The organism is Azospirillum sp. VT-I1 (genome assembly GCF_055698305.1).
In genome coordinates, this window is the sequence record NZ_CP168803.1 from 519,457 (window position 1) to 534,574 (window position 15,118).

At 67.7% G+C, this 15,118-nt stretch carries 11 protein-coding genes and 1 tRNA gene; 6 read left to right on the plus strand and 6 right to left on the minus strand.

The annotated features are described in order from the left end of the window. The first annotated feature begins 6 nt into the window (after nt 1-6). Nucleotides 7-1,245 carry a glycosyltransferase family 9 protein gene (locus tag AB8P05_RS20925; protein ID WP_472760196.1) on the plus strand — a complete coding sequence of 413 codons (1,239 nt, stop codon included), beginning with the start codon at nt 7-9 and terminating at the stop codon, nt 1,243-1,245. On the opposite strand, the gene AB8P05_RS20930 is transcribed toward AB8P05_RS20925, so the two are convergent. Both AB8P05_RS20930 and AB8P05_RS20935 read right to left on the minus strand, forming a co-directional pair. After that, a complete protein-coding gene (locus tag AB8P05_RS20930) occupies nt 1,214-1,744 on the minus strand; it encodes an invasion associated locus B family protein (protein ID WP_472760197.1) in 531 nt (176 codons plus the stop codon). The genes AB8P05_RS20925 and AB8P05_RS20930 overlap by 32 nt on opposite strands. Continuing rightward, nucleotides 1,741-5,604: an autotransporter domain-containing protein gene (locus AB8P05_RS20935; protein ID WP_472760198.1), complete on the minus strand. Its 3,864-nt coding sequence runs from the start codon at nt 5,602-5,604 to the stop codon at nt 1,741-1,743. Before AB8P05_RS20935 ends, AB8P05_RS20930 begins: the two co-directional genes overlap by 4 nt. A 1,315-nt stretch (nt 5,605-6,919) precedes the next feature. Here AB8P05_RS20935 and AB8P05_RS20940 point away from each other — a divergent pair. Both AB8P05_RS20940 and AB8P05_RS20945 read left to right on the plus strand, forming a co-directional pair. Beyond that, nucleotides 6,920-8,041 carry a lipase family protein gene (locus tag AB8P05_RS20940; RefSeq protein WP_472760199.1) on the plus strand — a complete coding sequence of 374 codons (1,122 nt, stop codon included), beginning with the start codon at nt 6,920-6,922 and terminating at the stop codon, nt 8,039-8,041. Next, nucleotides 8,038-8,259 (plus strand): hypothetical protein, encoded by a 222-nt coding sequence (locus tag AB8P05_RS20945; protein WP_472760200.1) that lies wholly within the window; start codon nt 8,038-8,040, stop codon nt 8,257-8,259. Before AB8P05_RS20940 ends, AB8P05_RS20945 begins: the two co-directional genes overlap by 4 nt. Nucleotides 8,260-8,777: 518 nt before the next feature. Here the strand turns inward: AB8P05_RS20945 and AB8P05_RS20950 are convergent. The 4 genes from AB8P05_RS20950 to erpA form a co-directional block, all read right to left on the minus strand. Continuing rightward, nucleotides 8,778-8,867: transfer RNA gene (locus AB8P05_RS20950), tRNA-Ser, on the minus strand. Nucleotides 8,868-8,938: 71 nt separating this feature from the next. Beyond that, the gene (locus AB8P05_RS20955; protein WP_472760201.1) at nt 8,939-9,511 is read right to left on the minus strand and encodes a hypothetical protein; all 573 of its coding nucleotides are present in this window, start codon (nt 9,509-9,511) and stop codon (nt 8,939-8,941) included. Between the two features lie 114 nt (nt 9,512-9,625). After that, entirely contained in the window at nt 9,626-10,399 is a 774-nt protein-coding gene (locus AB8P05_RS20960) for an exodeoxyribonuclease III (RefSeq protein WP_472760202.1), read from the minus strand. A 65-nt stretch (nt 10,400-10,464) separates the two neighbouring features. Further along, the gene (erpA, locus tag AB8P05_RS20965; RefSeq protein WP_455174419.1) at nt 10,465-10,821 is read right to left on the minus strand and encodes an iron-sulfur cluster insertion protein ErpA; all 357 of its coding nucleotides are present in this window, start codon (nt 10,819-10,821) and stop codon (nt 10,465-10,467) included. A gap of 192 nt (nt 10,822-11,013) precedes the next feature. On the opposite strand from erpA, the gene AB8P05_RS20970 reads away from it, so the two are divergent. The 3 genes from AB8P05_RS20970 to AB8P05_RS20980 are packed head-to-tail and all read left to right on the plus strand — an operon-like array spanning nt 11,014 to nt 15,099. Beyond that, nucleotides 11,014-12,213 (plus strand): deoxyguanosinetriphosphate triphosphohydrolase, encoded by a 1,200-nt coding sequence (locus AB8P05_RS20970; RefSeq protein ID WP_472760203.1) that lies wholly within the window; start codon nt 11,014-11,016, stop codon nt 12,211-12,213. 58 nt (nt 12,214-12,271) lie between these two features. Then, nucleotides 12,272-14,032, plus strand: a complete 1,761-nt coding sequence (argS, locus tag AB8P05_RS20975; RefSeq protein WP_472760204.1) for an arginine--tRNA ligase — start codon at nt 12,272-12,274, stop codon at nt 14,030-14,032. Then, nucleotides 14,029-15,099 (plus strand): SPOR domain-containing protein, encoded by a 1,071-nt coding sequence (locus AB8P05_RS20980; RefSeq protein ID WP_472760205.1) that lies wholly within the window; start codon nt 14,029-14,031, stop codon nt 15,097-15,099. The genes argS and AB8P05_RS20980 overlap by 4 nt, the downstream gene beginning before the upstream one ends. Nucleotides 15,100-15,118 lie beyond the last annotated feature (19 nt).

Here is a 15,118-nt window from a genome sequence, read left to right on the forward strand (position 1 = left end):
GCCGCCATGCCGTTCGCGCCATCCCACAGCAACCTGTGCGAAATCCACCGCCGCGAGGGCCGGCTGGACGAGGCCGCCGCCCATGGCCGCCGTGCCGTGGCACTCGATCCCGGCGACGCGGCAGGCTGGTACAATCTGGGCGTCGCGCTCTATGACCGGCTGGAGATCGAGGCGTCGATCACCTGCGAGCGGCGGGCCGTCCGGCTTCGCCCGGATTGGCCGGAACCGCATTTCGAACTGGCCGAGGGGCTCCTGATCTCCGGACGGCTGGAGGAGGGCTGGCGGGAGTATGAATGGCGCTGGCGCCTTCCCGGCGTGCCTCCGCCGGTTCCGTCCGCGATCCAAATGCGATACCGGCACGCCGCGAAGCCCTGGGACGGGCGCCCCATGCCCGGCGGCACCCTGCTGCTGGTTGCCGATCAGGGCTTCGGCGACAGCATACAGTTCGCTCGCTACCTGCCGATGGCGGCGGCGCTCTGTTCAGGTCTGGCGGTCGCCTGCAGCCCGGACATGCTGCCGGTGATCCGCTCCCTTCCCGGCGGGCAGCGGGCCTTCACCGCCTGGGAAGAGGCGCCGCCGTTCGACGCCTGGGCGGCGCTGTCCAGCCTGCCGGGGCTGTTCGGCACGGTGCTGGGGACGATCCCGGCCGCGGTTCCGTATCTGCGGGCCGAGCCGGAGCGGGTGGAGCGCTGGAAGGTGCGTCTGGACGGGTTGCTGCCCCGCGGCTACCGCCGCGTCGGGCTGGTCTGGGCCGGGCGCCAGACCCACGGGAACGACCGCAACCGCTCGATGCCGCTGGCGCGGCTGTCGCCGCTCCTGGCACTGGAGAGGACGGTTCTGGTGTCGCTACAGAAGGGGCCGGCGCAGGCCGAGTCCGCACGCGTCTATGGCACGGCGCCGCTGGTCAATCTGGGGCCGGAGTTGGAGAGCTTCGCGGACACCATGGCGGTGCTGGCGCAGCTCGACCATGTGGTCTGCGTGGATACGGCCATCGCCCATCTGGCCGGGGCGATGGGGTGTCCGACCGCGGTCCTGCTGCCCTACGCACCGGACTGGCGCTGGCTGCTGGGGCGCGGCGGCACGCCCTGGTACCCCACCGTCACCCTGCACCGGCAGCCGGCGCCCGGGTGCTGGGAGGAGGCCGTCCGCAGCGCCGTAGCCGCGGTGACCGGCAGCCCGCCCAGTGGGGTTTCTGGGCACAGCGCTTCAGGGATTAGGGCTTCAGGGCGGCCAGCCCGTCGGTGACCCCCTTGGTCGAGATCGGAAAAGCAACGCTCTGCGCGCCGCCATAGGGACGGACCGTGATCTGGGCTCCCTTGGACCGGCGCAGCGCGGTCAAGGCTGTCTCGTCCATCGGGGCGTTGGCGAGGCAGCCGTCCTGAAGGCACTGCTGGTAGGTGAGGGGCAGCGGCTTGCCGTCGTCGATGGACAGCGCCGCCCCGGCGCGCAGATCGACGCCCAGCGGCAGGATGACGACCGTCACGCCCTTGCCGTCCGGTGCGAAATAGCCGACCGACACCTTGAGGATGCGGGTCGCCTGCTTCGACTCCTTGTTCTCCACCACGCGGGTCTGCGACAGGAAGCAACGCGGTTTCCCGTCGGCAGGCGTCTCGCATTCGGTCTGCCAGTCGCCGAAGGACCTGCCCGGCTCCACAGCCCAGGCGGGCGCTACGCCCGCGAGGAGCGGAAGCGCGCCCAGCATGCCCATGAAGACGATTCCGCGCACCGCCGTCAGATCCTTCATAGCTTCCATTTCAGGCTGGCGGTGGCCGACAGGCTGTTCTCACGGGCGCGGATCGCGTCCTGGACGTCGATGGTGGCGCTCATCCGGTCGGTCAGGGCCACACCCAGACCGGCGCCGACCACAAGGGCGTCGCGACCCGGCTTGCTAGCGTCGGCGGCGAAGGCCGCACCGCCCAGCCGGTTGGTGGTGGTGGCCGTCGCGTCCGCGAAGTCATGCTGCCACGCCAGGGCGGCGTTCGGCGACAGGCGCCAGCCGCCGATCGTGATGCCGGTGCCGGCACGCACGCCAACCGCACTGCGAAGGCTGCTCCAGCCCGCCGCCTCGACGTCCAGCGCCACGCCGCCGCCCGATTCGCGGAACGCCTCGCGGGTGATGCGGTCGAACCGCAGGCTGGCCCGCGGCTCGATCCAGACGCTGTCCGACCCGGCGAAACCCATGCGGTGTCCGGCGGCGATCTCGACGGAAAAATCATGGCCGTCCGCCGTTGCGCCGGCGCCCTGCGCCAGACCGCCGAAGGCGATGGCGCGCGACGCGTCATAGCGGGCGTAACCGTAGCCGATGGCGCCCTCCACAAAGGGGCTGTCCGCCGAACCGCGCAGGTTCCAGGAGCCGTAGAGCGTCGCCTGATAGCTGTCCACATCCGCCTTGCCCAGCCCGTCGCGGGAGGTGACGCGGTTGCGCAGGTAGCCGAGCGCCACGCCGCCGGTCATGCCGTTCTCGTAGCTGCGGTCCAGGCCCAGCAGGAAGCCGCCGATCCGCTCGGTGGTGCCGGCGGCGTTGCCGTCCGAACCGGTCCGGCCGTAGGCCGCCAGCGGCTGACCCCAGACGCCGCCGGAACCCTCTGTCCCGCCGGTCTCGCCGACGGCGACCGTGCCGTTGCTGCCACCGGCCAGCCGGACGGACGCCGTCGCCTCCCCGCTGCGCAGCGCCGACAGGCGGCTCTCCACCGCGCTGCCGAACAGGCGGCGGCTGGTTCGGTCGGCGGCCAACGTGTCTGCGTGCAGCTTGCCGGAGAGTTGGTCGAGCGCCCCGGCGATGCCGCTGCCCGACAGGCCATAGAGGCCGCCGAACAGCGGGGCGGCGACACCATCCAGGGCGCCGTCCAGCCGAGCCCCGGCGGCGGGGCGCAGCGCGTCGACCGCCGCACCGGCGGCCCGCTGGTTGGACGTGCCGCCGCGGACCGCGTAGCTGGTCGGGGTGACCACCAGCCGGACGGCGGTGGCGTCGTACAGCGTGTCGAAGCGGGTGCCGGCTTCCAGCCCCGCCGCCGGCTGCGTCACAGCGGCGAAACTGCCGGACACGCCGCCATCCGCCTGGACGATGGTGAAGCTCTGCCCCAGCGTCGCGGTGTAGCTGTTGGTGGCGTCGCCGCTGATGCCGCGCAGCACGGGGGTCAGCGTGCCGGCTGCGGTGAAGGACGCCCCCTGTACCCGGATCTGGTCGTGCCGACCGGCGCCGAAGCCGGCGGTCGGTCCGTCGATTTCGGCGCGCAGCATGCTGGTGCGGGTCAGCGTCACCGCCGACTGGAAGGTCAGCACACCGGGCGAGTTGCCTGGAGACAGGGTGCCGGACAGCGTCGCCGGGCCACGGACCGTGCCGCCGCCGCTGAAAGTCGAACCGGCGCTGGTGGTAAGGGAGCCGGCAACCACGCCGTTGACGGAGACCGCCCCGCCGTCCCCCACGGTGACCGCGCCGGTGCTGCCGGTGGCGGCCACGGTGACGGTGCCCTCGCCGACAGTGACCGGGGCCATGACGGCACCGGCCAGGGTGGCGCTGCCGCCGGAGGTCACGGTAACCGCACCGTTGACCGCGCCGTAGGGGGCGACGGTCAGGGTTCCGCCCTCGACCGTCAGCGTGCCGCCGACGCCGCCGCCCTCGGCCACGGTGACGCTGCCGCTACGGGCGACCGTCACCGGCACCGCGACGATGCCGCCGACCGTGGCGCTGCCGCCGTTGTTCACCGCGAGCGTGCCGCCGGCGACCACGCCGTTCTGCGCGACGGTCAGGGCCGCGCCGTTGCTGACGGACAGGCCGCCCGCGTTGGCGAGCTGGCCGGAGACGACCAGAGCGCCGGGACCGGACGCGGCCAGCGCACCGCTGCCGCCCACGGCGCCCGCGAGCGTGACGGTGCTGCCGTTGGGCGTGATGGTGCCACCCTGATCGGTCACGGTGACCGACTGGCCGACCGTCAGCGGCGAGGTCGGGCGCAGCGTGCCGCCGTCGAAGGTGACCGTGCTGCCCCGGACCGCGCTGTCGCTGTCGGTGAAGCTGGGGCGGCTGGTGTCGATCACGCCGGTTGTCGGTGGCGTGGGGGGCGGAGGAGGGGGCGGCGGCGGAGATGTCGGACTGGGATCGGGGGTAGGCGTGGGTGTGGGTGTGGGAGCCGGATCAGGGGTGGGAGGAGGGGGAGGAGGGGGAGGAGGCGGCGGAGGCGGCGGTGGTGGAGGGGGAGGCGGCGGGGATGTCACCTTGGTCAGGGTGAGCTTGATCTCCTTGTTCGCCGTGTCGAAGGTGGCCGTCGGGGTCAGCGTCGCGTCGCTGTTGGTGACGGAGGTGAAGGCGCCGGACAGAGCACCCGTCGTGGTCAGGATGGTATAGGTCGTGCTGGAACCGTACCCGCTGCCGGTGGAGGTCACGGACAGCGCGCCGCCCATGGTGGCGGTGCCGGTGACGGCCAGCTTGCTGGCGGTGGACGAGGTCGTCCGGATCGCCAGCGTGCTGCCGCTGTCCTGCGTATAGTTGCCGGTGACCGTCAGCGTGCCGGGCGTGCTGGAGCCGCCGGGCGACAGGGTGGTTCCGGACGGGGTGGTCAGGTTTCCGACGACGGTTCCAGTGCCGGCGAGCATCGTGCCGCTGCTGAGCTGCAGCCCGGTGGTGAGCGAGCCGTTGACGCGCAGCGTTCCGGCCTGGAGGTTCGTGGTGGTGGCCGAACTCGCACCGCCGAGCGTCCAGTCGGTGCCGTTCATGGTCAGGGTGGTCAGGCCGGCCACCGGTCCGGACAGGGTGCCGCTGCCTTCGAGCTGAAGAACCTGATTGGCGCCCCCGGCCTGGATGCCGCCGACCACGACGCTGCCGTCTTTCAGGGTGATGAGGCTGCCGGCCCCGCTCCCGAACGTCTTGATCGCGCTGTAGCCGTTCCCCGAGGCGATCGTCCCATAATTGACGATGGTCGAGACGCCGGTGACGGAAAGCGCGTCGGTGGTGCCGATGATCGTGCCGTAGTTGGTGACGGAGGAGGGCGTGGTCAGCCCGGCGACCATGACCGCGGCGTAATCCGTCTGCATGAAAGCCGTCGCCGACCGGACGTTCCTGATCACCGCCGCTCCGTTGGACGCCGACCCGTTGGTGAGGCTGAGCGCGTGGGCGGATTCGATGCCGGCCCAATTGCCGATGATCGTCCCGGTGTTCTCGACGACCGACCTCAGCGACGGCGACGAATTGGCGAACAGGATGCCATCGTAGGTCTTCTGAACGTCGATCAGTCCGGAATTGATGACGGTGCCGTAGGTCTGACCGTAGATGCCGTCGGCCTGATAGAAGTTCGTGTCGACCGAAATCTTGATCGTGCCCTGGTTGGTCAGGGTCCAGCCACCGGACGACTTGACCCACACGCCGGTGGGCAAATCAGTGTTCTGGTTGCCGGTGCCACTATCGACCACGCCGCCGGTGCTGGTGATCAGGATGCTGCTTCCAGTCGGGTAGAAGGTCTGGTTCTGGACCGTCGACAGCGTTTCGGCTGACGCGGCGCTGCCGGCCAACGACACGCCGAGTGCGATGGGTGCCGCGACCACGGCCGGAAGGCGGCCGCCCGACATCAAGCTCTGGCGGATCGACTCCAGGGGGGACGGCGACGGCGGCATGGGCGTTTCACCTTGCAATCGGGGCGTGAGCGTTACGACCAATGGGTCACACCGCCCAATCATAGAATCCGTTCCGCTTTGTGGCTAAGACAAAACACGGAAAAAAAATCAACGAAATGGTGCAATTGCGGTTAGGCAGCCAATTAAATCAATGTATAATCACTGAACGAATCAGCATATTTTCGTTTTTATAAAGGGGATAAAGCTCTATTTTTGGAACTAAATGTGATAATATCAGTGTTGACTTAGTGTATAATCGAGATCTTGCGCCATTTTTGATGAGAAACTGTTTCGTCATACTCTATGGGTGCTTTGCGGCCAAACCTGAGTGATTTGTATAGCGTCGAATAGACCGAGAGTTGGGGCGCGATGGAAAACTAAGCTAAGAAAATTATGATATTACGCTCTTATTTGCCAATAATTTTGCGGTTCTGCTGCTTAAATTAAAATGATTCGGCCAGTTTTTTCGATTGAACCTCGAAAAGAACGTAATAAACGATGATCTTTTCGCTCTATATTTTTCACTTAGAAAAACCATCAAGCTATTCCGACATATATTCCTCTTGTTAATCAATTCCGCCCTCTGGCATGCCTAACTGAATTTCTGGGGCGACCTTCTGGCCGCTGCGTTCGGCTTGAAAGCTCGGTGCCCCTCAGCACCGACCGGCAAGGTCCTTGGCCACCTCCTGCAGCCACATTCCCGCGTGGACCGGACCATGGTTAACGTCCGAGTCGGTGGCTAGGTCATACAGCTTGTCCTCCGCGAAGTTCCATTCATCAATGTAGCGGGCGGGGTAGATCGCCAGTGCCTTGGGCCTGTACGGTGCGACATCGGACACAATAGCCGGGCGCTTCCCGCCAGCGCGTTCTGTGATGTCGTCTAGCGTCCGACTCCTGCCGGATCATCGCGACAGGTTTGCGTTATTGCGCCTACATCCCCGATCACGCCGAAACGCACCGTCGGCGCACCCTGAGGGCGGCCTTGCACCGCCGCTGTAGGGCGCTTCGGGGCGCGCTGCCGATGCGTGGTTGGGGTGCGGTGGATCCGCTGCGCCCCTGTGGCGGTTTCGCGGTGGCGGTGCGTGGTCTTGTCATCCCTTCAATACATACGGCGCGGGTCGCGCTTTGCACTTTTTCCGTCTGCATGGCGAGGTGATACAACTAATAAGATTAAATAGAGCTAGTTTTCAATTTCATAACGAGCGAAACATCGTCGCGAAACAATCAACGCCTATAAGGGAGCCGCGGCGATCACCCACGGGTGCGCGAGACGTCTTCGACCCCGAAACGGATTTGCGGAAGGAACGACACGGCCATGACCACCATCCCGACGATCCCCAACGTCAACGCCGGCGGCAGCCTCGACATCATCCAGACCACCTTCAAGCTGTCGGCGATCTCCAATGCCGCCACCTGGAACAACGGCAACGCGACGCAGCTCCAGTCCGACCTGCTGGCGCTGGTCGAGGAAAATCTCGGTGCGAACTCGCCGCTGAAGTCCTACATCGGTTCCTGGGATCTCGTCTGGGGCCCCTGCGTCTTCCAGAACGTCGGCTCTACGGACGCCGATAACGCCATGTACGTCGCCTACAACGCCGACATCGACTATTACGTTGTCGCCATCGCCGCCACCAACATCCAGTCGCTGTACGATTGGGAGACCGAGGACTTCAACGTCGGGCTGGCCAACCGCGTCGCGTTCCCGAACGGCATCTCGGCGCCGAACTGCGTCAATCCCAGCAGCGCGACCAACGTCGGACTCGTGTCGCTGGGCACCGCCACCGGCGTGACCCATCTGCTGAGCATGAGCCCGCCGAGCGAGAACGTCCCCGGCTACGGCCAGAATCTCCAGCAGTTTCTGAAGAGCAAGGAGTCCACCAGCGCCACTCTGGTCTTCACCGGCCACAGCCTAGGCGGCGCGCTGTCCCCCACCCTGGCCTTCTGGCTCTACCCGCAGGGCAGCAACAACGGGCAGCCCTGGGCCAACGTGTTCGTTCTGCCGACCGCCGGAGCGACGCCGGGTGACCTCGACTTCGCCACCGCCTTCAACACGGCCTTCCCGCAGACCGCCGTCACCGGCACCAACGCGACCACCTACGACTACGCGTATTGGAACACGGTGATCTGGAACCAGTACGACACCGTGCCCCACGCCTGGTGCAACCTGAGCTGGGCCTCGCCGGGCCAGGCGCCGGGGAACGTGATTTGGGATCTGGTGCTCGGGACTACGATCCTAAACACGACCTACGTTAAGAGCTGTACCTGCCTGTACGGCCCGCTGTCCGGGCTGGCGCTCCAGGAAATCCCGTTCCTGATCGGCAAGGCGAACCAGGCCGCCGGCAACGTCATCACCAACGACTTGGTGAGCAGTTCCTACGCCCATCTGCAGAACCAGATGCTCCCGGCCCCCAGCCCTCCCCACCTCCCGGCGGAGTGAGCACGATCCAACAGTTCCTCAACTATCTGGGCCAGCAGCACATGACCGAATACGCCACGCTGTTCGACGTGCCGCCGGACCCGTTCAACGCCAACGTCAATTGGGGCGAGGCGCTGTGGAACGTGCTGGGCACGCTGATCGAGGATCTGCTGAAGGACCTGACGGTCGCCATCGATACGGTGCCCGCCGCCGGGGCTCCGGCCCCGACCGACGTCTGACACCAATCCCGGAAAGTTCCGACCTTTGGTCGGACTTTCCGGGTCTTCATACCGCATCCGGAAACATTATGACTCGTGTGTCCTTGAAGGGGAGCTAGGGCGCAGCTGCGGTGTGATTCGCCGATGTCGTCAGATGAAGAAGGGTTGGCGATGCCAGCGATAGCGATAGCGATGCGGCAGGCCGGCTGGGTGCGGTCGAGGTGCGGCGGTGCCACTGCGGTTTGGCGGCGGGCATACAGCGAACGAAGCCCACCATGGCACCCCTGCGGGTCGCCGGCGCGTCTCCAGGGGTATCCTGACGTTCTGGCGTCTGCGGCAGGAGTACCGCGATGATCGCTTTGAAGTGGCCGCCGAGCGCCTGTGATGCCGTTGGTTTGCAGGGGGCGCTTGGCTCTGCCAGAAACCCGCATCAGCCGTGATGGTTCGCTGGGGATCGTAGCCAGCCGAAACTGAATGTGGGGATAGCGAAAGGGACAAGGCCGATTTCGCATTCAAATGAACGCGCCAGCCCAACAGGGTGGCGGATGGGGTGGGATTCGAACCCACGGTAGGCTTGCACCTACGCCAGTTTTCAAGACTGGAGCCTTAAACCACTCGGCCACCCATCCTTCGGCCCACGGGAGTAGCGAATGGATCGCGGTGGGTCAAGCGTTGCGCGTGGAGGACCGCATTTTGCCCGTCAGTTGCGGATCGGGCGGCCAAGCGTGCGCAGGCGGCGGGTCGGTTTGGGTGGGCTGGGGCTGTCGGAGAAGTCGGGCAGGCTGGGGGCGCGGGCGATGGTTTTGCGGATCAGCTCCGCCGTGGCGTCCAGATCGTCCAGAACCTCCGGCGCTACGCGGTCGGCATAGCGGGGGCTCAGCAGGCGGGTGCGGGTCTGGTCGATGCTGCGCAGCTCCGGCTCGAACAGCTCGCGGGCGCCGATGGGGAGAACCTGATCCTGGCGCATGCCGGAGAAATAGTTGCGCATTGCCCGCACCAGCATGCGGGTCAGCAGAAGGTCCATCCGTTCGAACTCGGCGCGGAGGTCGCTCAGCCGCGACTCGTCGACGCCCTGCAGGCGCTCTTCGGTCAAGGCGAAGAGGGCGCGGATCTCCTCCACCTTGCGCCGGAAATCGAGGAAGGAGGCGAAGCGGTCGTCGCCCATGTCGCGCTGGGCCCGGTCGGCAAGCCGCGACGCCTCGGTCGCCTGACGTTCAAGCGCCGCCAGCAGCCGCTTTACCTCTTCCCGGCCGTTGTCGCGCCCCCACGCCATGCCGCCCTTCGCTCCCCGTCACCGTGGTGGCCGGTTGTCGGTCCGGCCCCGCAGTCATCCTAGAAGCGAAAGTTTTAACAAAATGCTTTTGTTACGCCGATTCCACGGCGCCGCTCACGCGTCGCGCAACTCCAGCACCACCGGGGTGTGGTCGGACGCCTTTTCCAAACCGCGGGGCCCGCGGTCGATGGTGCAGCCGGCCAGACGGTCGGCGGCCTGCGGCGACAGCAGGAAATGGTCGATGCGCAGGCCGTTGTCGCGCGGCCAGCTGCCCGCCTGATAATCCCAGAAGGTGTAGGCGCGGTCGTCGTCATGCAGGGCGCGGTAGGCCTCGGTCAGGCCGAGATTCAGCAGGGCGCGGAACTTGGCCCGCGATTCCGGGCGGAACAGCGCGTCGCCGGCGAAGGCCTGCGGCGAGAAGACATCGCGCGCCTCGGGAATGATGTTGTAGTCGCCGCCCAGCACCACCGGGATTTCCTGCGCCAGCAGGGTCCGGGCATGGTCGTACAGCCGGTCCATCCAGCGCAGCTTATAGGCGAACTTCTCGCCCGGCACCGGATTGCCGTTGGGCAGGTAGAGCGAGGCGATGCGCACGCCCGACACGGTGGCCTCGACATAGCGGGCCTGCTCGTCCTCCGGCTCGCCGGGCAGGCGGGTCAGCACATCCTCCGCCGGGGACTTCGACAGCAATGCCACGCCGTTGTACGCCTTCTGCCCGACGGCGTTGACGTGGTAGCCGAGTTCCTCGAACGCCGCGGCGGGGAAGGCGGCGGTCTCGCATTTGATTTCCTGGAAGAGCACGACGTCCGGGGACGCCGCGCGCAGCCAGTCGGTGATCAGCGGAAGGCGGGCCTTCGCCGAGTTGACGTTCCAGGTGGCGATCTTCACGAAAAAGGCCTGCCTTCTTTTCTTGGTCTTGTGAGGTCAGATTCTTATGAGGTCAGGGGGCGGCCTCAGACCGCGAATGAGTTGCCGCAGCCGCAGGACGCGGTGGCGTTCGGGTTCTTGATCTGGAAGGCGGCGCCCATCAGATCCTCGACATAATCGAGCGTGGCGCCGGCCAGCAGGTCGAGCGAGGCGTCGTCGGTGACCACCTTCGTGCCGTCCTTCTCGAAGACATGGTCCTCGTCGGTCGCGGTCTCGTCGAAGGTGAAGCCGTACTGGAAGCCGGAGCAGCCGCCGCCGGACACGGTCAGGCGCAGCATCAGGTTGGGATTGCCCTCCTGCTCGATCAGGAAGGCGACGCGCTTGGCCGCACTCTCGCTGACGGCGAGGACGCGGGCTTCGGTGGGGAGTGCGGTATCGGGCATGGGGTGGCCCCTTTGGTGCGATGCGGGAGTTGCCACAAATGTAAGGGGGAACGCAGCCTTCGTCAAAGTATGGGCACCGATGCGCCGAACCGTTGCGCTTCTGGCACGCTCGTTTGGGCGCTGGCCCCGGGGCCGGGGCATAGCACGCCTTCGCCGTTGCACCCGCGTCCCCCCGCCGGTAGTGTCCGCCCCATGACGGCGGACTGTTTTCACGATCGGCTGGCTCCCTATGCCTGCAACCCGGCGGACACGCGCGGGCGGCTGGTGGCGGAGCCGGAAAGCCCGACGCGCTCGTGCTTCCAGCGCGACCGCGACCGCATCGTGCATTCCGGGGCCTTCCGCCGGCTGAAGCACAAGACGCAGGTCTTCGTCTATCACGAGGGCGACTATTACCGCACCCGGCTGACCCACAGCCTGGAGGTGGCGCAGATCGCCCGGTCGATCAGCCGCACGCTGTCCCTGAACGAGGATCTGGCGGAGGCGGTGGCCCTGGCCCACGACCTTGGCCACACCCCCTTCGGCCATGCCGGCGAGGACGCGCTGAACGCCTGCATGGAGCCGTTCGGCGGCTTCGCCCACAATGACCAGACCCTGCGCATCCTGACGCGGCTGGAACGGCGCTATGCCGAGTTCGACGGGCTGAACCTGACCTGGGAAGCGCTGGAAGGGGTGGTCAAGCACAACGGCCCGCTGCTGCCGCTGCTGCCCGGTCACCGCCTGCCGACCACCATCGCCGCCTTCCAGGGCGACTGGGATCTGGAACTGCACACCAATCCCGGCGCCGAGGCGCAGGTGGCGGCGCTGGCCGACGACATCGCCTACAACAACCACGACATCGACGACGGCCTGCGCGCCGGCCTGTTCACGGTCGAGGAGGTGGCGGAACTGCCGCTGGTCGGCCCGATCATCCGCGAGGTCTGCGACCGCTATCCGGGGCTGGAGCGCTCCCGCCTGATCCACGAGACGGTGCGGCGGATGATCAACGCCATGGTGGTCGATCTGGTGACGGAGACGCGGCGGCGGCTGGCGGAGCACAGGCCGGGCAGTGCTGCCGAGTTGCGCGCCCTGCCGGTGGCGATGGTCAGCTTCTCCGACGCGATGCTGGAAGCGCAGCGGCCCTTGCGCGCCTTCCTGCGCCAGCGCATGTACCGGCACTATCGCGTGAACCGCGAGATGAGCAAGTGCAAGCGCGTGGTGCGCGCCCTGTTCCAGCTGTTCATGGACGAGCCCAACACCCTGCCGACCGAATGGCAGCGCGACATTGCCAAGGCCGGCGGCGACGCCGATCTTGCGGTGCGCGCCCGCCATGTGGCCGATTACATCGCCGGCATGACCGACCGCTATGCGTTGGCCGAACATGACCGGCTGTTCGACCTGCATGTTAAGACCTGACGCGTGAAGACCTGAGCCGCGAGGCTCCTGTGACCTCCTGAAAAGACGACCTGAGACGATGAATATTTTCAAGGCCTTCGAGACCGATATTCGCAAGCTGCTGGAAGAACTGGCCGCCGAGGGTGCGATCCCCGCCGGGCTGGACGGCAGCCGTCTGACGGTCGAGCCGCCGCGCGAGGCCTCGCATGGCGACCTGTCCACCAACGCCGCGATGATCCTGGCGAAGCCGGCGAAGATGGCGCCGCGCGCCCTGGCGGAACTGCTGGTGGCCAAGCTGAAGGGCCGCGCCGACGTGGCGTCGGTGGAGATCGCAGGTCCGGGCTTCGTCAACCTGCGCCTGACCCCGGATGTCTGGCGCGACCGCATCCGCGACGTGCTGAACGCCGGCACCGCCTATGGCGACAGCGAGCTCGGCGGCCGGACGCCGGTCAATGTGGAGTATGTGTCGGCCAACCCGACCGGCCCGCTGCATGCCGCCCATGGCCGCGGCGCCGTGTTCGGCGACGCGCTGGCCTCCCTGCTGGAGAAGGCCGGCTACGCCGTCACCCGCGAGTACTACATCAACGATGCCGGCGCCCAGGTCGACGTGCTGGGGCGGTCCACCTTCATCCGCTACCGCGAGGCGCTGGGCGAGGAGGTGGGTGAGATCCCGGCCGGCCTCTATCCCGGCGAGTATCTGAAGGAGGTCGGTCAGGCCCTGGCCGAGCGTGACGGCAACCGCTGGGTCGGCACCGACGAGTCCGAATGGCTGCCGGCCTGCCGCGACTTCGCGATTTCCATGATCATGGGCTGGATCAAGGAGGATCTGGGCGTCCTCGGCGTCACCATGGACGTCTACAGCAGCGAGCGCGCGCTGGTCACCGCCGGTGCGGTCGACAAGGCGCTGGCGGCGCTGGAGGAGCGCGGCCTGATCTACACCGGCGTGCTGGAGCCGCCGAAGGGCAAGAAGCCCGACGATTGGGAGCCGCGCCCGCAGACCTTGTTCAAGTCCACCGATTTCGGCGACGACGTCGACCGGCCGCTGAAGAAGTCGGACGGGTCCTTCACCTATTTCTCGAACGACATCGCCTATCACTTCGACAAGTACAAGCGCGGCTTCGGCAGCCTGATCGACGTGTGGGGCGCCGACCATGGCGGCTACGTCAAGCGCATGCAGTCGGCGACCACCGCGGTGACCGAGGGCAAGGCGTCGCTGGACGTGAAGCTCTGCCAGCTGGTCCACCTGATGCAGAACGGCCAGCCGGTGAAGATGTCCAAGCGCGCCGGCACCTTCGTGACGCTGCGCGACGTGATCGACCAGGTCGGCCGGGACGTGGTCCGCTTCATCATGCTGACCCGCCGCAACGACCAGACGCTGGACTTCGACTTCGCCAAGGTGACGGAGCAGTCGAAGGACAACCCGGTCTTCTACGTGCAGTACGCCCACGCCCGCTGCCGCTCGGTCCTGCGCCATGCCGCGACGGCGCTGCCGCAGCTGGACCAGTCGCCGGCCTCGCTCGCCGCGGCGGCCAACCTCGCCCGCCTGGACAGCGAGGAGGAGATGGCGCTGGCCAAGCGTATGGCGACCTGGCCGCGCGTGGTCGAGGCGGCGGCGGAAGCGCATGAGCCGCATCGCATCGCCTTCTTCCTCTACGATCTCGCCAGCGATTTCCACGCGCTGTGGAACCGGGGCCGCGACGACGCCTCGCTGCGCTTCCTGATCGAGGGCGATGCGGAACTGACGACGGCCCGTCTGGCGCTGATCGCCGCGGTGGCGACGGTCATCGCCTCGGGCCTCAAGGTGATGGGTGTCGAACCGGTGGAGGAACTGCGTTCATGAGGTACGACGGCGACGTCAACTACGCGGCCAATCCCTATGGGATGCCGCCCCGTCAGTCCGCGAACAAGCGCGGGCTGCTGGCGCTGGGCTTTGCCGTGGTCGGCGTCGTCGCGTTCGCCGGTGCGGCGGTCGTCGGCCTGCGCGGGCCGTCGCGGCTGGCGGGCGACGGTCCGCCGCTGCTGACCGCCGATCCCGGTCCGGTCAAGGCGCGCCCTGACCAGCCCGGCGGGCTGGAGGTGCCGCATCAGGACATCCTGGCCTATGAGCGGCTGCGCGACCATGACGCGGGACGCGGTCAGGCGGTCGAGCGGCTGCTGCCGCCGCCGGAGGTGCCGCTGCCGCGTCCGGTGGTGACGCCGCAGATGCCGGCCGTGGTGCCCTTGCCGTCGGTGCCGTCGGTGGCCCAGCTTCCGCCGGGTGCCACCGCCACCGTGCCGCGCGACAGCGTTGCCGCTGCGGTGGCTGCCGTCGCCCCGCTGGCGGCGCCCGAGCCGGTGCCGGGCCTGCCCGCCCTGCCGGCCGGCACTCCGCAGGCGCAGGTGCCCGCCACCCAGATGCCGCCCGCCGCGGTCGCCGCCAAGCCGCAGCAGCCCGCCGCCACTCCGGCCAAGCCCGCGGCCGCTCCGCAGCAGCAGGTCGCCGCGGTCAAGCTGCCGGCCGCTCCGCCGCCCCAGCAACAGCAGCAGCAGGCGCAGCAGAACGCGGCCCCCTCGATGGGCCAGCTGATCGCCAAGCTGGAGGCAGCGTCGCTGCCCGCCGCCGCCCCGGCCAAGGCGGCGCCCCAGCCGGCGAAGGCCGCCCCCGCCGTCACGGGCGGCAGCGGTGCCTGGCGCATCCAGCTCGCCTCCGTGCGCAGCGAGGGCGAGGCCGCCGCCGAATGGCGCCGCATCGCCGGTCGCTACCCGGATGCCTTGGGCGGCATGTCGATGCAGGTTGCCAAGGTCGATCTGGGCGACAAGGGCGTGTTCTACCGGGTGCAGGGCACCGGCGCCGACGAGGCGCGGGCCAAGTCGGTCTGCGCCCAGCTGCGCGCACAGAATGTGGGGTGTGTGGTTGTCCGTCCCTGATTTTTCCGGCCCTGAATCC